At 50.5% G+C, this 24,607-nt stretch carries 14 protein-coding genes; 10 read left to right on the plus strand and 4 right to left on the minus strand.

The features are described from left to right. Nucleotides 1-32: 32 nt before the first annotated feature. The 10 genes from LZD49_RS04425 to LZD49_RS04470 all read left to right on the plus strand — a co-directional run bounded on the left by LZD49_RS04425 (nucleotide 33) and on the right by LZD49_RS04470 (nucleotide 20,036). Nucleotides 33-3,524 carry a TonB-dependent receptor gene (locus LZD49_RS04425; RefSeq protein ID WP_234666110.1) on the plus strand — a complete coding sequence of 1,164 codons (3,492 nt, stop codon included), beginning with the start codon at nucleotides 33-35 and terminating at the stop codon, nucleotides 3,522-3,524. Nucleotides 3,525-3,528: 4 nt separating this feature from the next. Continuing rightward, a complete protein-coding gene (locus LZD49_RS04430; RefSeq protein WP_234666111.1) occupies nucleotides 3,529-5,361 on the plus strand; it encodes a RagB/SusD family nutrient uptake outer membrane protein in 1,833 nt (610 codons plus the stop codon). A gap of 50 nt (nucleotides 5,362-5,411) precedes the next feature. Further along, nucleotides 5,412-8,306, plus strand: coding sequence for a TonB-dependent receptor (locus LZD49_RS04435; protein WP_234666112.1), 2,895 nt, complete (start codon nucleotides 5,412-5,414; stop codon nucleotides 8,304-8,306). A gap of 20 nt (nucleotides 8,307-8,326) precedes the next feature. Continuing rightward, nucleotides 8,327-10,057: a RagB/SusD family nutrient uptake outer membrane protein gene (locus LZD49_RS04440; protein WP_234666113.1), complete on the plus strand. Its 1,731-nt coding sequence runs from the start codon at nucleotides 8,327-8,329 to the stop codon at nucleotides 10,055-10,057. A gap of 25 nt (nucleotides 10,058-10,082) precedes the next feature. Further along, a complete protein-coding gene (locus LZD49_RS04445) occupies nucleotides 10,083-11,159 on the plus strand; it encodes an endo-1,4-beta-xylanase (RefSeq protein ID WP_234666114.1) in 1,077 nt (358 codons plus the stop codon). Nucleotides 11,160-11,187: 28 nt separating this feature from the next. Next, nucleotides 11,188-12,525, plus strand: a complete 1,338-nt coding sequence (locus LZD49_RS04450; protein ID WP_234666115.1) for a choice-of-anchor Q domain-containing protein — start codon at nucleotides 11,188-11,190, stop codon at nucleotides 12,523-12,525. A gap of 12 nt (nucleotides 12,526-12,537) precedes the next feature. Further along, nucleotides 12,538-14,028, plus strand: coding sequence for a glycoside hydrolase family 28 protein (locus LZD49_RS04455; protein ID WP_234666116.1), 1,491 nt, complete (start codon nucleotides 12,538-12,540; stop codon nucleotides 14,026-14,028). Between the two features lie 11 nt (nucleotides 14,029-14,039). Beyond that, nucleotides 14,040-16,211, plus strand: a complete 2,172-nt coding sequence (locus LZD49_RS04460) for an SUMF1/EgtB/PvdO family nonheme iron enzyme (protein ID WP_234666117.1) — start codon at nucleotides 14,040-14,042, stop codon at nucleotides 16,209-16,211. Nucleotides 16,212-16,228: 17 nt separating this feature from the next. Next, a complete protein-coding gene (locus LZD49_RS04465) occupies nucleotides 16,229-17,686 on the plus strand; it encodes a hypothetical protein (protein ID WP_234666118.1) in 1,458 nt (485 codons plus the stop codon). Nucleotides 17,687-17,912: 226 nt separating this feature from the next. Continuing rightward, nucleotides 17,913-20,036, plus strand: a complete 2,124-nt coding sequence (locus LZD49_RS04470) for a glycoside hydrolase family 36 protein (protein ID WP_234666119.1) — start codon at nucleotides 17,913-17,915, stop codon at nucleotides 20,034-20,036. Nucleotides 20,037-20,109: 73 nt separating this feature from the next. On the opposite strand, the gene LZD49_RS04475 is transcribed toward LZD49_RS04470, so the two are convergent. Genes LZD49_RS04475 through LZD49_RS04490 form a run of 4 tightly spaced genes read right to left on the minus strand, consistent with a single transcriptional unit; the run spans nucleotide 20,110 to nucleotide 24,606 of the window. Then, the gene (locus tag LZD49_RS04475; protein ID WP_234666120.1) at nucleotides 20,110-21,036 is read right to left on the minus strand and encodes a sugar phosphate isomerase/epimerase; all 927 of its coding nucleotides are present in this window, start codon (nucleotides 21,034-21,036) and stop codon (nucleotides 20,110-20,112) included. 28 nt (nucleotides 21,037-21,064) lie between these two features. Beyond that, a complete protein-coding gene (locus LZD49_RS04480) occupies nucleotides 21,065-22,267 on the minus strand; it encodes a Gfo/Idh/MocA family protein (protein WP_234666121.1) in 1,203 nt (400 codons plus the stop codon). A 19-nt stretch (nucleotides 22,268-22,286) separates the two neighbouring features. Continuing rightward, on the minus strand, nucleotides 22,287-23,255 hold the full coding sequence (locus LZD49_RS04485) for a phosphotriesterase (RefSeq protein ID WP_234666122.1): 969 nt from the start codon (nucleotides 23,253-23,255) through the stop codon (nucleotides 22,287-22,289). Then, the gene (locus tag LZD49_RS04490; protein WP_234666123.1) at nucleotides 23,242-24,606 is read right to left on the minus strand and encodes an FAD-dependent oxidoreductase; all 1,365 of its coding nucleotides are present in this window, start codon (nucleotides 24,604-24,606) and stop codon (nucleotides 23,242-23,244) included. The genes LZD49_RS04485 and LZD49_RS04490 overlap by 14 nt, the downstream gene beginning before the upstream one ends. Between the last annotated feature and the right edge of the window lies 1 nt (nucleotide 24,607).

A 24,607-nucleotide genomic window follows, 5' to 3' on the forward strand; every position in this document is an offset into this window, starting at 1 on the left:
CGATACAAAATCACCCAATCATTGTTTTGACTATGAAAATACTTTTCCCATTATTCTCCATATCCATTCTGATCTGTCCGGGGGATTTTTCCAAGGCGGCTTCCCGGCCGCCTTCCACGGAGATGCTGGAAAGCGGGCTTCCCGTTCAGGGAGAGCAGGAGGCAGAGAGTATGATCCTGCTCCTCAACAAACTGGAATCCATTCACAAGGTAAACTTCGTATATCAGCGTGAGCTCATCGAGGGAAAAAATTTGCCTTTTCCCATTGATGAGCACGACAATGTCGAAAATATCCTGAAACGGATCCTGCCGCCCCTGCATCTGAAGTATAAGAAACTGAAAGGCGGCGGCTACACAATCCTTCCCAGTAAAAACATCAAAAACGGTGCAGAAGAGCCGCAAGCCGGGAAGACGATCGTCTGGGAAAGCAGTAATCTGATGATGTTACCACGGCAGGAAAACAGCTTGAACCCGGCCGGAATCGCCAAGCCGCTGGCAGAGACGACCGTCAGCGGTAAAGTAACCGATGAGGTTACCGGAGAAGGCCTGCCGGGCGTTAACATCGTCATCAAGGGAACCCAGAAAGGCACAACGACCAATGCGGACGGCAAGTTTTCCATTGAGGTGCCTGGTGAAGGCTCTGTGTTGATTTTCAGCTTTGTAGGTTACGAAAAACAGGAGATCGCCTTGAAAAACCTTGGCGAAATAAAGGTGACGATGGTTTCGGACAACAAGTCGCTCGACGAGGTAATCGTAGTGGGGTTTGGCACGCAGAAAAAGATCAACGCTACGGGAGCCATTTCGACGATCGGTACCAAGGAGTTGATCCAGTCGCCGGTAGCCAATATCAGTAACTCTCTTGTAGGACGCATGCCCGGCTTGTTTGCAACCCAGTCGGGCGGCGAGCCAGGGAATGATGGTTCCAAGATTCGCATCCGGGGCGTTGGTACTTTCTCCGGAAACACCGACCCGCTGACACTCGTGGATGGTATTCAGGTAGACAATTACAACAATATCGATCCGAACGAAATAGAATCGGTAACAATCCTGAAAGATGCTTCCTCGACGGCTGTTTACGGGATTCGTGGTGCAAACGGGGTACTGATCATTACCACCAAGAGGGGTAAGGTGGGCCCGCCCAAAATCAGCTACACCTTCAATCAGGGTTTTAACTCATTTACCGACATGCGGAAGATGATGAACAGCGCTGATTACGCCACGCATTTCAATGAAGCTTTGCAGGCGGACACATACGTAAATGGCAACGTATATACACCCAAGTACACGTCCGAGGACATCGAGTTGTACCGTAATGGAAAGGATCCGGTATTCCATCCGAATGTCAACTGGCCCGATGTCATGTTCAAAAAAGTCTCGAAGCAATCCCAGCACAATGTGAGCATCAGCGGGGGTACGCAAAAAGTCCGTTATTTTGTTTCAGCCGGGCTTTTCAATCAGGAAGGGCTTTTTAAGGATACGAAAGATATTACCGACGCCTTTTCGCCTCAATCCATTTTCAGAAGGTATAATATTCGCTCCAACTTCAATTTTGACCTGACCAAACGGTTGAAAATGTCGCTAGACCTTTCTTCGCAGACCGAGACGCGCAGCGGCAATAACGGCACCAATACGGAGCGGGTTGTAGGCGACGTATTTCGCGCCAGCCCGTTGGAAACGCCGGGTATTGTCGATGGCAAAGTGGTCAACATCTTTACCGGCTCGCGCAACAATCCCTATGTATCCCTGCTTTACCCGAATCTGGCCGGCGGGCTCAAAAGGTCTTACCGTAACTATCTGAACGGAAATTTCCGCCTTGACTACGATCTTGGATTCGTGCTCGACGGGCTTTCCACACACGGAAACGTCGCCGTGCAGACTTACAACGATCAGCAGATCGTCAACACAAAAACGCTCATTACCTACCTGGCGACACGGCTGCCTGACGGAACGATCAATTATGTGCCGTCGACGACCGACGCCCAGTTCGGATTTAACCAGACAGGCCGTTATAACCGCAGGGTGACCGCCGAATTCGGCATCGACTACAAAAAGAGCTTCGGAAAACACAGCCTCACCGCGCTGGCACTTTATAATCAGCAAAAAACCTTCGATCCCACACTCGCATTCCTGGTTCCGAAAGGTTACCAGAGCTTTGTAGGCCGGGTTACCTATGATTACGGAGGCCGGTATCTGGCAGAAGTGAATATCGGTTATAACGGAACGGAAAACTTTGCACCCGGAAAGCGGTTCGGCTTTTTTCCAGCCTACTCCTTGGGATGGGTAGCCAGCCAGGAATCGTTTTTTCCAAAAAACGAAGTAGTTACCTTCTTGAAAATCAGGGGCTCGTATGGAGAGGTGGGTAATGATAATATCGGGGGCACACGCTTTTTGTACCGGCCGACCAGCTATTCCAGTGTGCAGAACATGTACTATTTCGGTAATGTCGGATCAACTTACACAGGTTTTACCGGAATACGGGAGGATGCTACCGGCAATCCGGATGTAACCTGGGAGCGTGCCGTGAAGCAGAATGTAGGAATCGAGGCTTTTTTCTGGAAGGACCGCATCAAATTCACCGCCGATCTTTTCAGCGAGGAGCGCAGCGATATCCTGGCAGCCCGCCAATCGATCTCGTCCATTTCGGGGTTGTCGCAGCCAGCCAGCAATTTGGGTAAAATGGAGAACAAGGGCTTTGAAGCGGATATTAATTATTCGGGCAATATTGGCCAGCTTGGTTACCGCATCGGCGCCAATTACAGTTTCGCCCGCAACAAAGTGCTTTTCAGGGACGAGGTGCCCAATGTTTACGCCTATCAAAACCGCACAGGGCAACGGCTCGGGCAGAATTTCGGCCTGATCGCCCAGGGACTTTACAATACCTGGGATGAGGTCAATGACCCTTCTCGTCCAATCTATTCCTATTCCAATAACAAAATCCAGCCCGGTGATATTAAATACCAGGATTACAATGGCGACGGCATCGTCAACGATTTCGACGCAGTTCCGATCGGGTATTCCAACCTGCCTGAAAAGACATTCGGCGCGTCGCTGGGCTTGAATTACAAAGGGTTTGATTTCTCAGTCCTATTTCAGGGTGTTGGCAATGTGTCGCATTACTACACCCGGTTCCAGCGCGGAACAGGTTACGGAGAAGCTCCACCGGAAGGCTCGGCAAGCTATATGAATGAAAGCTGGACGGCGGAACGATATGCTTCCGGGTTACCGATCAAATTTCCACGTTTTTCCGTTAATGGTGGTCCGAACAACGTAGGGTCGTCCTACTGGCTGGCGGACGTAAGCTACGTGCGGATCAAGAATGCCGAAGTAGGCTACCGGTTCGAAGAAGGTATTTTGAAGAGGCTCGGAATCAGCTCCTGCCGGATCTATGTAAACGCGAATAACCTTTTCACCTGGAAAAAAATGTATCCTGGTATCGACCCTGAGAACACCTCCACGGGTGACACCAACACCGAACCCTACCCTTTGGTGAGGACTGTTAATGTGGGCCTTAACCTCAACTTCTGACATCATGATGAAAAAACTATATCAGATCTTCGCGATTTTCTGCTGTTTTTGCGGCATATCATGCCAAAATGAGTTCCTCGACAAAGCGCCAGGTGTGGATCTTACCGAGGAGAATGCATTCCGCGACAAGGCCAGTCTTGAAATCTTCATGGCCACCATTTACAAATATGGCGTCCATTCCAATTTTCGCTATCGGCTGCAAGGCGAAGCGGTAGTTGCAGGGCAGCCGAATGCCTACACTCCATTCTCGCAGGTGAATGGCACGGATGTAATCCACCCAAGTTCCAGCATCAGCGATGAAGGGGATGCCTCCGAAGCCTCCTTTGTCCACTCCAACCGCTGGAATGAGGGAATGATTTTGCCCAGCAACATTGTCAACCTGGAAGACTACCGCTATTTTATCCGATGGATCGCATTGCGGCAAATCAATCTGGTTATCAAGCGCGCCAACGAGGTGCCCGACGCCGATGAGACATATAAGAAGCAAGTGATCGCGGAGGTGAAGTTTATGCGGGCTCTGAACTACATGGAAATGCTCAAACGGTACGGAGGCGTACCGATCGTTGACCAGGTTTTTTTACCGGGGGTAAAGATCGAGCTGCCCAGAGCGTCCTTCGAGGAGTGTGTTAACTTTATCCTGAAAGACATCAATGAGGCCTATCCCGACCTGCCTGCTTCGTATTCTGCCTCGCAGACGGGCCGTGTAACGTCGGTGGCAGCACTAGCACTGAAATCCGAAGTGCTGCTTTATGCGGCGAGTCCGCAGTTTAACACAGCTACTCCTGTGCTGGACATGGGCAATGCAGCCGATAATAAGCTGATCTGCTACGGTAATTACGACGCCAACCGCTGGAAACTGGCAGCGGATGCGGCCAAACAGGCATTAGACCTCGCGCTGGCAAATGGTTACGGACTAATTGACGAAACTGCAAACAGGAATCCCGCCGACCAGGACAACGGAACGCCGGGACCACTGGGTAACTACCGCGCATCCTGGGAAACGACCAACAACAAGGAACTGATCCTCATGTACCAGGGCGGTGCGGCCGGTGCCGGGGGCATTACCAACATGGGAAATGCGCCGATGACATTCTGGAATCCGGCTTGCTATGGATCGTTTTGGAGTGGTATTTCAGTTCCGCTGAATTTTATCAAAAAATATGAAAAAATCGATGGCACACCTCAAACCTGGGATGCCGCCGGGGGTACTGACCTCATTGCCAAATATGCCGAGCTGGACCCGCGCTTTAAGCAAACCATGTCTTACACCAATGGGTATTATACGGCAAGAGATCCGATCGCACAGATTTACAGCGGCGGAAAGGATTATGTGAACTGTAAAGGGGGGGTATGGCTTCGCAAATACATTCCCAGAAACGCGACCAGCGGCAACTTTGTGATGAACGATGTCCTGTTCAGGGTGAATGAATTATATCTCAATTATGCCGAGGCATTGAATGAATCATCGGGTCCGGTTCAGGAGGCCTATGCAGCGGTGAATGCGATCCGAAACCGTTCGGGGATGCCCAACCTGCCTGCGGGGCTCACCAAGGATCAATTCCGCGAACGTGTGCGAAACGAAATTGCCATTGAGCTGGTCAACGACGACCACCGGTTGTGGGACGTCAAACGATGGTTGATCGCCGAGCAGGAAGGGGTTATGACCGGAGCCTTCCAAGGTCTGCAAATCACGCGGTCCGGTGAGGCGGGCAACTACAAATACGCCTGGAAGCCTTACACGTTTGAGACGCGTACTTTTCAGAAAAAGATGTACCTGCATCCGTTCCCACAGGCAGAGGTCATGAAGGGGAGTCTAATCCAGAACCCGGGCTGGTGAGCCGGAGCGGCGAGCATGATCAGTTACCCTAACCAGCAACGAGCGCAATTATGAAAATATCATTTATACTTAAAACCTACATCGTCTTACTCCCGCAGTTATTGGCCTTGCCGCTGTGGGCACAGCGGGCTGAGCAGACCGACACGGTGCAGGTCGTGCCGATACCGGCTGTCGTCAACATTGGTTTTGGCAGCCAACCCGCACGCCAGGTGACCAGCGCCATTTCGACGGTGCATGGGGCAGAACTTGAAAAGAACTTTACATTGAACCTGGGCAATACGCTTTACGGCAGGTTGCCGGGATTAACCGTAAGTCAGGGAGGTTCGGAACCGGGCGCTTCCACGCCCAGCCTTTTCGTAAGGGGAGTGAACACGATTGGCGGGGCCGGAACAGCGCCCTTGTACGTGATCGATGGTTTCATCAGCAACGGAACAGGCCCTTCCAACGCATTCATGCAGCTGATGCCGGAAGAAATCGAATCTATTTCAGTCCTGAAAGATGCTTCGGCAACGGCCATCTACGGTGCGCGGGCTGCCAATGGTGTGATTTTAATCACGACAAAGTCGGGTCAGAATGGTCCGTTGAAAGTGTCTTTTACGACCAAGCAAGGGTTTAATCAGGCGCAATACCTTCCAAAATTCCTAAACTCTTACCAATATGCATCGCTGTATAATGAGGCCCTGCGCAATGACGGCCTTGCGGAACGGTACAGCCAGGCGGACCTGGACGCTTACCGGCAAGGCTCCGATCCCTACTTTCATCCGGATGTGAACTGGTATGACCAGGTTTTGCGAAAAACGGCTCCTGTCTCAGCCTATAACCTGAATTTCAGTGGCGGGGACAATTATGTTAGGTATTTTGTGATGCTCAATGCATTGAATAGCCAGGGCCTGTTCAAGAAGTTTGGCGATCAGAATGATGAGAGTTCTAATTCTAAATATTCCAAATACAATTTCCGCACCAACCTGGACATCAACCTGACCTCACGGCTATCCGCGGAGTTCAAAATAGCCGGATCGCTGGAACAGAGCACGAATCCTAACAATTATACGACCGGCGGTACATTCAATTTGCTGGCCTCTTTGCCTCCCAATGCATTTCCTGTGTATAATCCGGACGGAAGTTTCGGAGGAAACCAGCTTTATGCCAACCCGGTAGGTAATATGCTTGCGACGGGTTTTTACAAGAACAATTCCCGGACGATCCTCTCCTCGCTCCGGCTTACCGAGCAGCTGGATATGCTGACCAAGGGCCTTAGCGTCTCCGCAGCGGTTTCGATCAATAACTATTTCGAATCCGGCTCGCAGAAAAGCAAGCAGTATCCGCGGTTTGCCATTTCGAAGAACGAGGTCGGCGAAACGGTTTACGGACCGGCCATCGGCCAGCTCACTTCCCTCGCCGGCAGTGAATTGACGCTGGATCAATATCGTAACCTCATTTTCCAGGGATCGCTCGACTACAAAAGGGCGTTTGGGAAGAGTGATTTTTCGGGTATGCTGATGCTAAGCTCGGATAATGTCACGCTCTTTGGTTCCAGTGCCGAACCAGGCGTGCCTTCGGCCAATTCCACAGACCCTTACAAACACAATGCGGCCTTGGGAAGGCTGACCTATGTTTACAACAACAAATATATCGTCGGGTTTTCGGCTTCGTACATGGGCAGCGAAAGCTTTCCTCCCGGAAAACGCTATGGATTTTTCCCGGCGGCGACACTGGGCTGGATTGCGTCCAGTGAAGGATTCATGAAACATGTCACGGCTATCGATTTTCTGAAATTACGCGGATCTTACGGTCTAACAGGCAATGACATTATCGCAGGCCTTGGCTTGTCGGGCAGGTATGCTTACACGCCTACTTTTGGTGGCGCGGGCTATTTCTTCGGTACCGGAAACAATGGCGTAGCCGGCTTTGCCGAGACTAACATCGCTAACCCGAACCTTACCTGGGAAAAGGAAAAAATGCTCAACCTGGGTGCAGATGTTACCGTTTTCAAGCGGTTGGATATTTCATTCGATTATTTCAAAAGAGATCGTTACGACATCCTTGTCGCATCCAACAGCACCATGCCGCAGTTTACCGGCATCCCCACACCCAATCTGAACCAGGGTAAGACCCAGTCCAGTGGATTTGAACTCGCCCTGCGCCTGAATAGCAAAAAGGCGGCTGCATTCCATTACTTTCTGGAAGGCAACGTTTCTTATTTCAAAAGCAAGATCGTCTTCAATGCGGAAGCTTTGCAGTTTAACAGGGAATTGTATGCGACCGGAAGACAGATCGGTCAGCCATTGGGTTTGAAAGCGATTGGTTTTTACAGTCAGCAGGATATTGAAAAGCGGCTTGTCGACCCTAAAAGCGTTCCGGCTGTGCTGACTGAATCGATCCGCCCGGGAGATATCAAGTACCAGGACATGGGTGGGCCGGATGGCAAGCCCGATGGTATTATCGACGGCAACGACAGAGTAGCCATCGGCAATCCCGGACTTCCCAACTTTACAGCCGGGCTGCATGGTGGGGTGAGCTACAAAGGTTTTGACCTGGACCTGGTGTTTCAGGGTGTCAGCGGAAACACGGTGTATCTTGGCGGCAACTACTTCCACGCTTTCCAGGCAAACGGGCAGGTTGCCCCTATTGCGGAGGGACGCTGGACCGAGCAGACGGCCGAATCGGCTTCCTATCCGAGATTATCGTCAAAGGACAACCTGAACAATTACCAGTTTTCCTCGTTCTGGCAACGCAATGGCAGCTTCGTGAAACTGCGAAGTGCTGAAATCGGCTATACGCTCCCCACACCGGTCTCGGACAAAGTCCGGCTGCAAACTATCCGTTTCTTCGTAAATGGCACCAATCTGTTTTCCTGGGATAAAATACCCTATGGCGATCCTGAGTCCTTAGCGGGTTACCCGGTAACGAGGACCGTCACGGCAGGTTTTAGAATCCAGTTGTAAGCTTTTTAATCAGACAACGCATGAAAAGATATATTCAAATACTAACGGCGGTATTGTTGGTCTTGACGACCGCCTGCCAGGACCTGGACAGGGAATTTGTTACCTCTATCGGCAAAGCCGAGATCGAGCAGTCCTTTACCAATGTCCAGAATTTGCTCAGTTCGATTTACGCCGAGGTTCCCGACGGAACGGTGTATATCGGGGGTGCGGCAATGATGGCATCTGCGTCGGACGAATCCGAGTTTACAGTTGAAAGCAATGCGGTACAGGCTTTCAACAGCGGAAGCTGGAATGCAATCAGCAACCCCGATCCTGTATGGGGCACTTACTATCGCGGTATAAGAAAAGCAAACCAGTTTCTTTTATCAACAGGCGACATTAACCTCGATCCCTGGAAGCTAGACCCGTCCCCATCCGCTCAGGCGGTTTATAAAACCAACCTTGCAGCCATTACCAGATGGAAATACGAGGCCCGGTTTCTGCGTGCATTCTTTTATTTCGAGCTCATCAAACGCTACGGCGGTGTGCCTATCCTGGATAAAGTGTTCACGCTGGAAGATGATTACACGAAAGTCAGCCGGAATTCGCTGGATGAATGCATCCGGTTTATCACCTCGGAATGCGATTCGGCGGCCAGCCAGTTGCCACTGAATGGTTCAACAGCCCCTTATATAGCAGGGACAGATCTGGGCAGGGTTACCAAATTGGCAGCACTGGCTTTAAAAAGCAGGGTGCTGCTCTACGCAGCCAGCGAACTGTTCAACAACCCGTCATGGGCAGGTGGATTTTCAAAGCCGGAGCTGATCGCACTTCCGGCAGGCGACCGGAAGGCTCGCTGGAAGGCGGCCTCCGACGCTGCCAAAGCCGTGATCGATGCCGATGGGCTGCCGAATCTGGGCAATTATAAATCGCTTTTTAACACGTTTAATAACAGCGAGATCATCTTCACCAGACGCAACGGGGCCAGTAACCAGTTTGAAAAAAACAATTCCCCGATCGGTTTTAATCTTGGTTTGAGCGGTAACACGCCATCGCAGGATCTGGTCGACGCCTATGAAGTCAAAGTGAATGCAACCACAGCGGTTCCATTCAACTGGAATGACCCGGTAATGGCGGCCAATCCGTATGCTAACCGCGACCCGCGCCTGGCCATGTCCATTGTGACCAACAACAGTGCATTCGGCACCCCACAGCGGAAAGTCCAGCTGTGGACGGGCGGTCTGGATGCCAAGCCGATCATCAATGCTTCCAAAACGGGTTACTACCTGCGCAAATACCAGATCGAAAGCCTCAATCTGCTCAATGGCAACACGGGCGTGCATAGCTGGATCATCATCAGATATCCCGAAATCTACCTGAACTATGCCGAAGCGCTCAACGAATGGGACCCGGGCAATGCGGATATCAGAAAGTACGTGAATCTGGTCCGGGCCAGAACGGGTGTTGCCATGCCGCCACTTCCCGACAAGCTATCGCAGGCCGAGGTCCGCGAGCGCATCCGTAAAGAGCGCCGCGTCGAGTTTGCATTCGAGGACCACCGTTTCTGGGACGTCAGGCGCTGGATGATCGCGGAAAATGTGCTGGCAGCGCCGTTGCGTGGTGTGACGGTGGCCAGGGTAAATGACAGCACCTTTACCTATCGGGCCGAAAAAGTGGAAGACCGGGTCTTTACGCCTAAAATGTACCTTTATCCTATCCCACAGGGCGAAATCAGTATAGCTAATGCATTGATACAGAATCCAATGTGGTAATTTATGTCTGGATTAACAAAGATATATGCTCTTTAAAAATACGATCATACTGTGTGGCCTTGCCGCTTTCATGCAAGTAAATGCACAGCAGGCGCCATCTGTAACATTGAAAGAAGCCGCTGCTTTTCCGGTCGGATTCGCGATCGATCCCGTGCGTGTCAAAAACAGCGAGCCATTTCGCCGGACGGTTCTTGAACAAGCCGATGGCATCACTGCAACCAATTGCATGAAGCCGAGCCGCATCGCGCGGCAGAAAGGCGTTTACGATTTTGATCAGGCAGATCAGCTCATTGACTTTGCGATAGCAAACGGCAAACGCGTACATGGTCACACGTTCGTTTGGTACATCGATTCTGCACCCGGATGGATGAAGCAGATCCGCGATTCGACAGAACTTGAAAACGCATTGAAAAACTACATCCAGGCGGTCGGGACGCACTTTAAAGGTAAGGTTGCTTCCTGGGATGTCGTTAATGAGGCATTTGATAACAAGACGGGCGCTGTGAGGCAGGACAGCGTTGATCAGGACGGGAAAACGTTGCTGAACGTGGGCGGCATTTTAGGGAAAGATTATGTGGCCAGGATGTTTCAGTACGCGCATCAGGCGGATCCCGGGGCTCTTCTGTTTTACAATGAATATGATCAGGAAAAAAATGCGGGCAAGCTGAACGCGGTATTGGGCATGGTGGCTGATTTCAAAAAACGGGGAATCCCGATTCATGGCTTGGGTTTACAGATGCACATTAATGTCAATACGCCGGATGCCGGCATCGAAAATGCCTTGAAAAAATTGGCGGAGACCGGCCTGCTGATACACATTTCGGAACTGGACATTTCAATGAACACGGCTAGAACAAAACCGTTTCAACCCACAGCCGAGCAATTGGAAAAACAATACCGCAAGTACAAGTTTGTGGCGGATGCATATAAACGCCTGGTTCCTGAAAAGCAGCAATTCGGCATTACCACCTGGGGCATTGGTGACGCCGACAGCTGGATTCCCGGTTTCTGCAAATGCGAGGATTATCCCTTGCCATTTGACAAAGAATACCGTGCTAAAAAGGCATTTGCGGGTTTTGCAGAAGGCCTTCAATCCAAATAATCTTTCACACAAGAAGCTTATATCTATAATGAAATTTACAATACTCGGTCTGCTTGCCATGCTTCTTTTTGGCGAATCGCGGGCTACTAATTACTATGTGTCGCCGAACGGGAACGACAGCAACAGCGGCAAATCCGTGGCAAAAGCATTTCACAGTGTCCAAAAAGGAGCGGACGCAGCCGGGCCAGGCGATACCGTTTTTGTGCTGAATGGCACTTATAATACGACTTCGGGCACGTTACTCAACATGCAGAGATCCGGCAAACCGGGTGCCTACATTACGATCAAAGCGCTACGCGGGCACAAGCCCAGGTTTACCGCCTCCGGCAATGTGTGGAACACCGTTTCAATCAACGGCTCGTACGTTGTCCTGGACGGTATCGAGCTGGAAGGGAACAATGCCAACCTCACTTACGAGGGCGCGATGGCGTCTTATAACCATCATCTCGGCGGCGGCAAAAACTATTCGGATTATGCAGCATTTAATACCAATGCGATTACGATCGGCGGGCCAAAATTGGAATCGAAATTTCCGCATCATGTTGTCGTCCGCAACTGCCGGGTGCATGACTTTCCGGGCGGAGGAATTAGCGCCATTCAGGCGGATTATCTCACCATTGAAAACAACGTTGTCTTCAATAACGCCTGGTACATGATGTACGCAGGCAGCGGGATCAGCATTCTGACACCTTTCAACAGCGACAAAGAAACCGGTTATAAGAACTTTATCCGCAACAACGTGGTGAGCGGCAACAAAACTACAATCCCCTGGATCCAGTTAAAAAAGCTCAGCGACGGAAACGGAATCATCATCGACGTGAATCAGCACGCCTACAATAATCAGGATTCGCCTGCCACCACTAAGGATGAGGCGTATACCGGCCGGACGTTAGTTGAGAACAATGTCAGCTTCAACAACGGCGGTTCGGGCATCCATTCTTTCAAGGCCGACCATGTGGATATCATCAATAACACCGCCTACCACAATGGCACGGTGGTGAACTATCCGGATATTTTTACCAACCAGTGCCACGATGTCAACATCATCAACAACATTATGTATGCCCGCGCTGGCGGTTTGTGTAATTCCGCGCCGAAAAACGCGACGGAAATCTATGCATTCAATGTCTATTTTAATGGACAGGTTGGCCATAAAGGCGAGAGCGACGTCGAAGCTGATCCACTGTTCGTTAATGCTTCTACGGATCACGCCTCAGCCAATTTCAAGCTGAAAGCCGGCAGCCCGGCTATCAATCACGGTAGCAGCAAAGCGGGCAGTTTTAGTGCGAGCGATATTGTTGGAACGGTAAGGCCCAAAGGGTCCGCACCGGACCGGGGTGCGTATGAGTGTGTTGACTGCCGTTAGAAAAATCCATTTATGAAAATCCTCATTGTCTGTCTTTCATCGTTGTTCATGCTTTGCGCAAATGCCTGTGCACAGCATTATAACATTTTAGATTTTGGTGCTAAAACCGACACTACTTTTCTGAATACACGGGCAATCCAGGCCGCAATCGATCAGTGTTATGCCAAAGGTGGCGGGGAGGTGATCGTGCCTGCCGGTCGTTATTTCACCGGAACGGTCTTTCTCAAATCCAATGTTTACCTGAACCTGATGCCGGGCGCAGTTTTGCAGGGAAGCTATGATCCAAAAGATTACCCTGACCATGATATCCTGCAAGCCAAAAAGTTTGGCACCATCACCCACAATGGGCTGTATGTGAAAAGCATGAAAGCCATTGTGATCGCCGACCAGGCGACGCATACCGGCATTACGGGTGCAGGCGCCGTGCGTGGGGCAGGGGATGGACAGGCATTTCAGCTCGGAATCAATAAAGACGGGCGGCCCAAAAACCTGTTTTTTATTGGATGTACCGATGTACTGCTCAAAGGCATTCAGGTGCTTAACTCCGCACAGATCACGATTTCTATTTCCGGTTGCGAGCGGGTGAATGTCGACGGTATTTACCTGCGAAGTATGTCCAACTGGAATTGCGATGGCCTGGACCTGGACGCGCGCGACGCTACGGTTGCCAATTGTGTGATCGATGCGGAAGATGATGCGCTCTGTTTTAAAAGCGAGTACCAGGACAAATTGTGCGAGAATATCACCGTTACCAATTGCGTACTCTCCTCGCTGTGTAATGGAATTAAATTCGGGACAGGGTCAAGGGGCGGATTTCGTAACATCGCGGTCAGTAATTGCGTGATCAAGAAAGCTTCTTTCAACGGTTACCGCCACTGGGATATGCCCACCGACCTCGTTTTCAAGCCGGAAGTGCAAAGTGTGAACACCGGCATCGTGATCTTAGGAGTAGACGGCGGCATTGTCGAAAACATTATGATATCCGACATTGTCATGACCGATGTGCTCAGTCCGATTTTCATACGGGTAGGAGCGCGTTTTCTTAATCCGCAAGGCAAACCCTCGATCATGCGGCATATTGATATCCGCAATATCAGGGCTGAAAGCAGAAGCGTCATTCCGTCGATCATCGCCGGACTGGGAGAGAGTCCGGTCGAGGATGTGCGTCTTTCCGGCATTCACATTACCGTTCCCATCGCCGTTAATGCCGCGCTGGCCAGGACATTCCCGGTATCGCCCGAGGAAAAAACAAAAGGCTATCCTGAAAACCGGCTGACTTTCGGTACCAGACTGCCCGCGAGTGGCTTTTACATCAGGCATGCCAAAGGGATTACTTTGTCAGATGTTTCGATTCGTTTTTCTGCGGAAGAGGCAAGGCCGGCATTTGTGATCGACGATGCGGAAGGTGTCGAATTAAAGGAGGTCAAGGTCAATGGCCAGCTGCTGCGGAACGAGAAGGAAATGGTGATGACAATTGGTAGCAAACAGGTTTCGGTAAAATAAGAGTGTTCAGTATGCATTTTAAAATTTTGATTATTGTGCTGGCTACCCAGTTTCTGACAGCCGGACACCTCATTGCCCAGGATAAAATAGCTCCTAATCCAGCTGAAAAATACTACCAGCTGATCGAAGCGCCCGGCGCACCGGAAAAATGGGACAGTTGGCGAAACCAGATACGGCAATTGCGGGATTCGGTACGCCGGCATCCGGGGTATACGGACGATAATTATCAAAAAAGCGAATTCAAATGGGCATCAAACGCATATTCGACGTTCTTTTTGATGGCCAACGAAAAAACGCTTTACGACCGGAATGGCAATCCGGATATCAAAACTTGCATTGAAAAGTATGAGCGAAATTATGGTGGCATTGACGTAGTAGTGCTTTGGCCTACTTATCCTCAGCTGGGTTTTGATAACCGGACGCAGTTTGATTTTTATCGCAATCTGCCGGGCGGGATACAGGGGTTGAAAAAGCTTACCGCCGAGTTGCACGCAATGGGCAAGAAGCTGATGATCGCCTACAATCCCTGGGATAATATTGCCAGAACAAAGGGAGTCAAAGATGAAGACGAGCTATTGAAAATGGTTGCGGAAATCCAGGCGGATGGTGTCTACCTGGATACGATTTCGATTGTCGATGGGTTTTTCGATAATCTGCAAAAGGCCAGAAAGGGCGCAATATTTCAATCCGAAATTCCCATCAATGCTCAGGCGCTCAATCAGGTACACCAGTCATGGCTGGAAGTGGGGTGGAACGAGAAACACAAACACCTCGAATTTGGAGAGATGCCGCATCTGGTCCGTAACCGATGGCTGCAACAGAAGCATATGATCTACCGGCTGTCCAGGTTCAGCCACGAGCAATCGACGCTGTTGCAAAACGCCTGGGTGAACGGATGCGGACTGGTGATCTGGGAGAATGTTTTTGGAACGGTCAATCCGCTCAATGCGCGAGACAGGTTCTACTACAAGGCAATGCTGCCGGTGCTCAGGCGATACAGTACGTTTTTTACGGAAGGTGAGTGGACGCCCTTGTTCCCGGTTAAACTGAACCGTGTATACGCATCCGAATGGAGATTGGGGAACAAGACGATCTGGACGGTTATCAACAGGCAACAACAGCGCGCGGTAGGAAGGCTTTTTGAAATCAGACACGAAAAAGGAATGCGCTATTTCGACTTGATCACCGGAGCAGAGATGAAAACCGTTCTGGAAGATGGAAAGGCGGGCATTTACGCAGACTATCAACCCAAAGCTATTTCAGGGATTCTTGCTGTCCCGGAAAATGAGTGCACGCCGGAGTTCTTTGCATTTATGAAAACACAGGCGGAAGCTTTTCAAAAGGCAGACTTTGGTACCACCGCTGTTCTTCCGGAGCATTTACTTAAAATGGTGGAGCCTACTAAAAGGTACAATGCCAAGACCTTGCCCAAAAACATGGTCCGCGTTGGTGTTCCTTCGGATTCGGCCACCATGACGTTCGCTTTCCGCCAGCGCGAATGCGGTTTTTATCCGATCGGCAATTATGTAGATTACTCTTACAGCCAGACAAGAAATGAGATCACGACGGCAAAGATCGTTGTGAAGCTAGCCCCATTTGCGATGGACAGGACGCTGGTTAGCAATGCAGAATTTGCCGCATTTTTAAAGTCGTCGGGCTATCAGCCCCTTCATAAACAAAACTTTTTGAAACACTGGACCAACGGTCGGCCACCTAAGGGTTTGGAAGATCACCCCGTGGTTTACGTTGATCTCGGCGATGCGCGCGCATACGCCAAATGGGCCGGCAAAAGGCTTCCGACGGAAGCAGAGTGGCAATGGGCCGCGCAAAACGGGGCCGAAGCGACAGTCTATCCTTGGGGTGATAAGCTGGATTCGACGGTTGTCAATACCGGACAATGGTCTGGGACGACGCCCGTCGAAAAGTTGGCGAAAGGAAGGACCAGCGCCGGGCTTTACGATATGAGTGGAAATGTATGGCAGATGACGGAGAGCGAGCGTACCGACGGGTACAATAACTACTGCATTTTGCGTGGCGGCGCGTGGTACATCAACCGGGCCTCGGAATGGTATGCCGACCAGGGTGCGCAGAAGACCAGTTTCGGTGCCAAATATTTGATGACCTGGCCGGGGCTCGACCGGTGTGCCACGGTGGGTTTCAGGTGCGTGGCAGATATTGACTAATTACTTAAATAGCGAAAATGAAAAGAGCATTGTCTTTGATTTTAATGTGTTTTCTGGCTGTTGTCAGCGCAGTCGCACAGCAGGTCTGGCCACATCCGGTTCCTGAGGAATTTGCATCAGATTACTTTGAGGTGAAGGTTAATGGAAAACTGGTTCCCGTTTTTCATGCCGGGCTTAACGTATATTTTGCTGGTTTCGATTTTACAGGCAGTGCAAATGTTGAAGTCTCTTCTAAATCGGGAGAAGATAAATACGCCGGACAAACCTCCAATAAGGAAGTAGTAAGTGATGGCAAGTTGGGCTACTGGCGGGGAAGCGTGCAGGTCAGACCCTTATCGCGAAATATCGCTACCAAACTGGAAGGAAAAACTGTCCGCTTTAAATTGGACAGTGCCGGGCAGTATTCCGTGGAACGAAAAGGCACAGCACATTTTAAGGACGATGTCATTTTTATTTTCGCCAACCGGCCCGAGGTTAATCCTCCCGTGTTGACAAATACGGATGTGATCCATTTGAAACCGGGTATCCACCAGCAGCATATCGACCTCAAAAGCGGACAAACGCTTTATTTAGAGGCTGGTGCCGTCCTTTTTGGCAGTATTAATGTCTGGGACGCAGAAAACGTCAAAATAACGGGCAGTGGTACCGTGGTTTATTACGGGCCGCAATCGGAGGATCATGACGACGGGTGGAAACACCAAAAGAACTGGCATCCTATGACCACCCACAATGTAAAAGGGCTGACCGTGAGCGGAATCACTTTTGTCGGGCGCAGCAGGACCTGGTCGATCCAGACGCACACGACTTCTGACGCGGTTTTTGACAACATTAAAATCCTTGCCGTCAATCCGCAAAATATCAATGGCGACGGCATCGACTGGTATGGCGGCGGCAGGGCCCGGGTTAGCAATAGCCTGATCCGTTCCATGGATGATTGCTTTGCTTTTTTCACCGAAGACAGTTCCAAGGACATGTGGGGCGAAAGCAAAACGACGAGCGGAGAAGTGAAAGACATCAAAATTGAAAATTGCGTTCTATGGACCACGCTGGCCAATATATTCAGAATTGGTTTTAATGGTCAGGAGCTTACAACGGACAATATCGTTCTGAAAAATGTCGATATTATCCATGTCAGCAAAGGCCAGTGGTATGCCCCATGGTCGTTGTTTTGCATGGTGAGTCCTAACAGCAAGGGCAAAGCCAGACATACTAACTATCACGCAGAGAAGCTAAGGTTTGAGGAACCCATCGCGTTGTTTGGTCTTCAAAACCCGGAGGCCGTTTTCAGTAAGATCGTTTTGAAAGACATCAGTGTAAATGGAGATGCGGTGCCCTCTGTTGTGAATGGTCAGATCTCTGATTTGGAGTTTGATAACGTGACCTCTGCTGGTCGGCCGATTTTGCGTCAAACCGATGTTCCGCTTCGAGCGGGAAGTAAACCTTTGCAAAATACCACGTTCAGTATCGCCAAATAAGTGGCACAACTGCCCTCGGCCAAAAGAAAGGATGCGTCATGGTTCACATTTCTGAAAACCCCCGCTTTTTCTCATCGTATGCTGTGCATTGAATCAGTGCTGACTTGTGGAATCAAAGGGCAAAATAATCCAGGTTTATAGTAAAATCGTTCAGCTATATTTTCATGGAATAGGTGAGTTTTGCATTGTTAAAATACAAACTATTCCAATGACCAACCCGCGTATAATGCGTGCGAAAATCGCCACAGTCGTTTTGTTTTTCTCTGCCATCTTTTCGATAAATGTCCTGGCCCAGGATGATAATTATGCGAAATGGGACGACCGGGAGCTTTCATTGACCAATGGACTTGTCAGCAGGACCATCCATTTGCCGGGATCGGCCGGGTCGTTTTATACTACATCTTATAAGCCTGTCCAGGGCGATTTCAAATATTTTGAGAAGAAAAGTCAGGAATTTCAATTCGAGATTAATAACAAGGCATATTCAGGAGACGGTCTGTGGAGTTTGAAAAATATTCGGAAAGCGACCGATGAGCGGGCCGGGCAGGGTGTTTCAGTAACGCTTCTGAGCGGTGATCAACTAGTCGAAGTCACGCTTACCTATTTGCTTTACCCTTCACTGCCTGTTATCCGCAAGAATCTGACCGTCAAAAATCTTTCCGCAAAACCTGTTCAGCTCGAATCCGTAGACGTTGAAAAGCTGACGGTCACACCCTATTACGCCACCACTTTCAGCTGGATTTGTCACGATTACGGGCGCAGGCGTTCGATTGGGCCTTATGACGGCAATATGCAGGATGCGCTCGTGACGGTTCACAACAGTGACTGGCAGCAGGGCATTGTAATTGGAAATGAGGCCTCGGGTGTTGTCAAGCATACTTCTGTATTTTGGGATGAACGGGTAATCCTGAGCGGATTGACCCATAAAGATGCGCGTTATCCATTTCGAAAACACATTGCGCCGGGCGCTTCATTTACGACCCCGCAGGTTTTTACAATGGTTTATAATAACCATAAAGACCCCGACGAAATTCTGAACACAGCCGTTGCCGACTTTGTGCGGAAACATATGGGTATCAGGCTTTCTGAACTCAAACAAAAACCCACCTTCGTCTATAATACCTGGGTTCCGTTCCGTAAGGAAATCAACGAAAAGCTGGTTATGGAACTGGCCAAAGCCGCTGCCGATGCCGGAATGAAGGAATTCGTGATCGACGATGGCTGGGCGGATAATTACGGAGATTGGATTATCGACAAAAAGAAGTTTCCCAATGGCCTTAAACCCGTTTTCGATTACATTAAATCGCTGGGTATGAAACCGGGCCTTTGGGTGAGTGTGGGCAGTGCTTCACCGGAAAGCAAGGTTTATAAGGCGCATCCCGAATGGTTTGTGCTCGATGAAAAGCAGCAGCCGGCCAACCTGCATGAAGACGATAAAAATATGCGTACTGCCTGCTTTGGGACGCCCTGGCGCGGTTATATCAAAGATGTATTGCTCAAACTTGCGCTCGAATACGGACTCGAATATTTAAAACTCGATTTCACTGTCGTTACCAGCACCTACCGGTTTGGCAACAAGGTCACTGGTTGTTATGCGACCGGCCATAAAGGTCATAAGGACCATCATGAATCGCTCTATGCCAATTACGAAGAGGTTTGGGCGCTGTTTGACGAGCTCCACGCGGCAAAACCATCGCTTTTCATCGATTGTACTTTTGAGACTATGGGAGGGTTACAGCTGATCGACTATGCCATGTTGAAGCATGCCGAGGGGGATTGGCTGTCCAATTTTTACGGGCCGGGTACTCAGGTGGACCTCAGGGTGCGAAACATGGCCTGGTGGCGCTCACCAGCCATACCAGCCACGGCCCTGGTAATTGGTAATCCTGAAATGCAGGATGAGGGGTGGGCCTTGCATGTCAAGTCGTTGGTGGGTGCATTGCCGATCATGTTGGGTGATCCCAGAAAACTTTCGGGCAAAACCCTTGAAGAATACCGCGGATATGCCGATTGGCTGCAACGGATGGAAAACAGCCATCAGATCATGACTTACCGGCAGGATCTGGCTGGTTTCGGCGAGCCTAAGGAAGGGACCTGGGACGGTTTTCAGCGGATCAATACCGAAACCGGATCAGGCGGCACGGTCGGCGTCTTCCGGCAGGGTGGCACCGATAATGAGCGCCAGGTAACCATTCAGTACCTGGACCGTGAAAAAATATACACCGTCAAAGAGATTTTTGCAAGCGAGCCCATCATCTCAGCTACCGGCAGAGAACTGTCTGCCACCGGATTTAAGGTCCGGATCGAGAAAGCGTACGATGGAAAACTATTGGAAGTCAAAGCGGAATAAAACGTTTGATTTAAAGGCAAACATTCGGCCAATCCTGGGTGTAGCGAAGCTTTGTTTGCTTCTGCCGCTGGTATTAAAGTAACTGTCTGAAAGTCGCTGTTACGGCGGCCAAATCCTTTTTATGCGCTTCAACGACGTTCATCGTATGGGGCGAGCCTGGCTCTAAACATTGCTCAATCACCAGATGCGGACGGATTTTCATGGCTGAAAGCTGACTTACCAATCGTGCATAATCCACATCGCCTTCCGCCGAAAACGTTTCCGACCATATCCCGCCATTCGACTGACGAATGTGCAGTTCGACGATGCGGTTACCGTATAATTTTAAAATGTCGAAGACGGCCGCCTGTGAGTTTTCCGATCCCCGGTAGACCCAGTGAACATCAAAGCAAAAGGACACATTTTTGGGTGTAGTATTCAACAGAATGTGATGGAACTCGCGGGCGGCGGCTTTCAATTCAATATTATGGGTATGGTAGGCCAACTTCATCCCTTGCTGCCGCAGCTTATTGCCAAGCTTCTCCATCGCCAGTGCCTGCATGCTTAGTTGTGCATCGCTTTTAAGTTGGTCGGTCCCCCATTTAATCGGGTTGGGGTTCGTAACGATGATTTTTGTGCCGTAGCTTTTTGCTATACGGGCGATGGCCATAATCCGGGTAATGGAATTTTCAATGCCTTCGGGCTCATGCAGGTTGCTGCCCACGTAGATAGAAGGCATGGCGATCTCATATTTCCGAAGCGCCGTGATGTAGCTTTCAGCCATTGCGGGATCGGCGATGTTGGGCTCGAATGCCTTGATCCCTGTTTGTGCCAGTTCGGCGATGTTCTGATCCAGGGCGGTGCCTCCCCAGGTTTTACCCTCGCGCTTATAGAAGGTAATCCAGTTGTAGTCATTGCAGGCAATGGGAAACTGATTAATAGGGGAACTATCCGCAGCCGCCAAGGGAATAGCTGGTAACAGGGAAAGGAAATTGCGTCTGGTTAATTGGGGAGATTTCATAGCAGGATTGTTAAAAGTGTATGGAGAATCAATCCTTTAAATCTTCTATTTCCAGGATTTCTCCGGTTTGCTTTTGTTTTAAAATGAGCTTTTTATCCCCATTAGGAAGAATCTCCTCTTTGATCAACCAATGGTCCGCATCATAATCTTTGAATACAGACGGCTTGGTAAGCCCCGTTTGTCCACGCCATACCGGCAGCTGAACAGCTTCCCATTGTTTGCTCCTGGCCGACCGGTAGGCCGCATCGATGATGGAGTTGACCACGTAGCCGTCGTAAAATGTTTCACTGGGTTGTTTTGCTTGTTCGAATGCATTAAACATGTCGATAAACATGTTGGTATATCCCAGCTCATGTGCTTCGTCTCCCACGGGAAACTGCCATCCGCTTGAAGATTCGGCCTTTTCCACGACATATCCTCCATCGCCCGCCCCGGAAGTAAACATCTCAAAGCCCGTCCGCAGCCAGGAATTGATCCAGATCGTTCCTTCGGTACCCATTACTTCATCCCTGAGGTCCATGCCGCCGCGGAATGTCCAGCTTACTTCAAATTGGCCTATGGCCCCGTTTTCGTACTTCACCAGCCCGATCGCGTGATCCTCGGCATCAATAGGCTTGACCTGGGTATCGGCCCAACACATTACTTCCACGGGCTTGATGTCTTTCCCGATAAAGCTCCTGGAAATCTCAATGCAATGGCAGCCCATATCCAGGATTGCCCCGCCGCCGGCAAGGTTAGCATCCCAAAACCAGTCCGAGTGCGGGCCGGGGTGGGTTTCCCTTGATTTAGCCCATAAGATTCTGCCTATGGCCCCGGTTTGTATGCTGGTGAGCGATTTCAAAAACTTGGGCGTGTAGCACAGATCTTCCAGATAGCCCGCGAAAATACCCGCTTCTTCGCAGGCGGTCATCATGCGAAGTGCTTCTTCGGCATTCCGGCCCAGTGGCTTGGTACATAAAACTGCCTTTTTATGCTTTACACACAGGTTAACCGCTTCTTCATGTTGGTAATTGGGCAATGCGATGACAATCACCTCAGCTTCGGCATGTCTGACAGCCTCCTCCATATCGGTAAAATAGTAAGGGACATTGTAGTCCTTCGCAAACCGGGAAGCCGATTCCTGGCGTCGGGAGAAAACAACTTCTACGGTGTCTTTGCCGCGCCTTCCACTTAATGACTCCGCATAGAACCGGCCGATGAAGCCGCCTCCGAGAATTCCAATTTTAGCCATTATCTGATTGAATTTTGAATTACGATTTGCCTTGTGCAGGCTTTGAAAAACTAAAAATCCGTCTCGGATTTTCGATAAAAATTTTGTCGAAAAAGGGGCTTAACCCTCTCTGGGCTAGTTCTTGCCTAAATGTTGTCAGCAGGTAAGCAAGGCCGGGGCTTCCACCGTAGGAAGTCCAGTAGCTGCTCCGGGCAGCGTCCATTCCTACGGTAATCTGGTCGGGGAAATCATCGAGTAATTTCTCCAGTAGCGAATAAGTCTGGTTCTCTTCGCCCTTTTTCCAGCGGAATGCGCTGTCGTATTCCACACTCACGCCTGTTTGCAGTAATTCCCGGTGATAACCTGCGTCCCCAATCCGGTCGACGTGGGACAGGACGACGTGATCCAGGTCAGCGCCAAGCTTGTCGAAAAGCAGTGCCTGTTCAAGCGCCTGTTTGCCGTGATTGGTATGGGTCAGGATGGGCGCACCCGTCTCTTTATGCGCACGGACGACAGCCTCAAAAACTTTCAGCTGATGGTTTGTGAATGGCTCGTCGTTCGTAGCCAATTTCAGAAGCCCGGACTTATAACCGGTGCGCTGGATGACAGGCCCGCTATAATCAAATACATCCACTCCTTCTTCGATATCAGCTATAAACAGACGGGTCAGTTGGTCTTCGCTGTACTGATAGCGCCAGTGGCGTGGCGGATAATACATTTCCTGATGCAGGCCGGTGCAGCCGATGAGGTGAACACCGGTCTGCCGGGATACGAGCGCAGATTTCTCGATGTTTCTGCCTGCGTTGGCCGGCATCGTGTCCACCATCAGCGAGCAGCCCAGCTTTTTTAGCTCCGTCAGCTCTTGGCTTATTTTGTCGGTATCGTTTAACAGGAAGTCGGGGTAGCTGTCGGTCGCATAGCTTTCGTCGATCATCACATGTTCGTGTGAAAACGTAATACCGATCGATTCGGTGGGTATATCCCCCAAGATGGTCCTAATGAACGCCATGATACGGTTTGTTTAATTTCCAGTCGCTTTGCCCTGTCCTTGCAATTTGTGTAGGCTCTTCCAGGATACTTCCCTGACTATGAAGCTGCTCCCTTAATACGCGCACTTCCATTTCATTGGCGGCCGCTGAGGTGCGAATTGACTGCACGGCAGCAAGGCCGGCAGCAGTTCCCATAGCCATGGTCTGTGCCATCGACCGGCAGGAGGCATGCGCATCGTGTGTTGCGGAAAAACAGCGGCCCGCCACCCACACGGTTTGACTGGTTTTAGGCACGATCGTGCCGTAAGGAACGCCGTAAATACCGCTTTGAGGAATGTATTCCCAGTGGGTCTCGCTGGCGCCGTCCTTACCCTCCCGGTGATCTTCAATTGGCGCGCCACAGAGCAGAATGCTGTCATGCGGAATGCTGGCGGCCATGCATTCGTCTTTGGTGAGCCGGTGTTCGCCATACACCCGGCGCGTTTCGCGAACGCCGATTTGATGCGACAGGCCGATAACTTTGGCATCGGCATAGCCGGGCACTTCTTTGCGGAAAAATGTTTCAAACAGAAATGCCTGCCGTCGGCCTTCCATTTCCGCCTGGGTTAACTCATTTATATTTAGGGCATTCAGGCCGGCGACCTTCACTGCGACTGTCGATATGCATTTGGGAATGTTCATCGCATGTGCCGAGCCTTCCTTGCGCGGTAACGGAAGTGACGTGTCCGCCATGCGCTGCGCCAGCATTTTCTTTCCGCCCGATTTCTCGAACTGGTCCAATTCTACATTCGCCATTCGGAATGTGGTCGTCATACTTTGCGCGGGCTCTTTTTGTCCGGCTATTTCGTAGTCAAAACCGGCCAGGTGGCAAAAGTCCGCGTCGCCCGAGGCGTCGATAACGCGTTGGGGGATGACATTCAGAAAGCCGGATTTGTTCCAGAAAATACATTCATAGCGCCCGTCCGGAAGCACATTTACATCAATTAGTGCCGTATGCAGCAGTACTTTGACCCCCGCTTCCAACAGCATCTTGTCCCATATGGCTTTAAGGCGCTCGGGATGATAATTGACCCCGGTCCCGGCTCCGTAGGTATTGGGCCTTAGGAATACCTCGCCCACATTATCCAGCTCATTCACAACCAGGTCGGGCAGGCCGCCCACGATCTTTTTGGGTGTCTCACCAGGTGTAAAAAAGCCATAAAAGGTGTCCAGCATCTGCGTGGAGGTTCCCCCGAAAAACCCGTAGCGTTCCACCAGCAGTACATTGTTCGAAGAAGCCCGGGCCGCTGCTATGGCTGCCATACAACCGGCCGACCCGGCGCCGATAACGAGAATGTCAATGCCGTGAATCGAATGCGTTGTTGCCGACATA

The organism is Dyadobacter sp. CY261, from assembly GCF_021440085.1.
Classification (GTDB): domain Bacteria; phylum Bacteroidota; class Bacteroidia; order Cytophagales; family Spirosomataceae; genus Dyadobacter.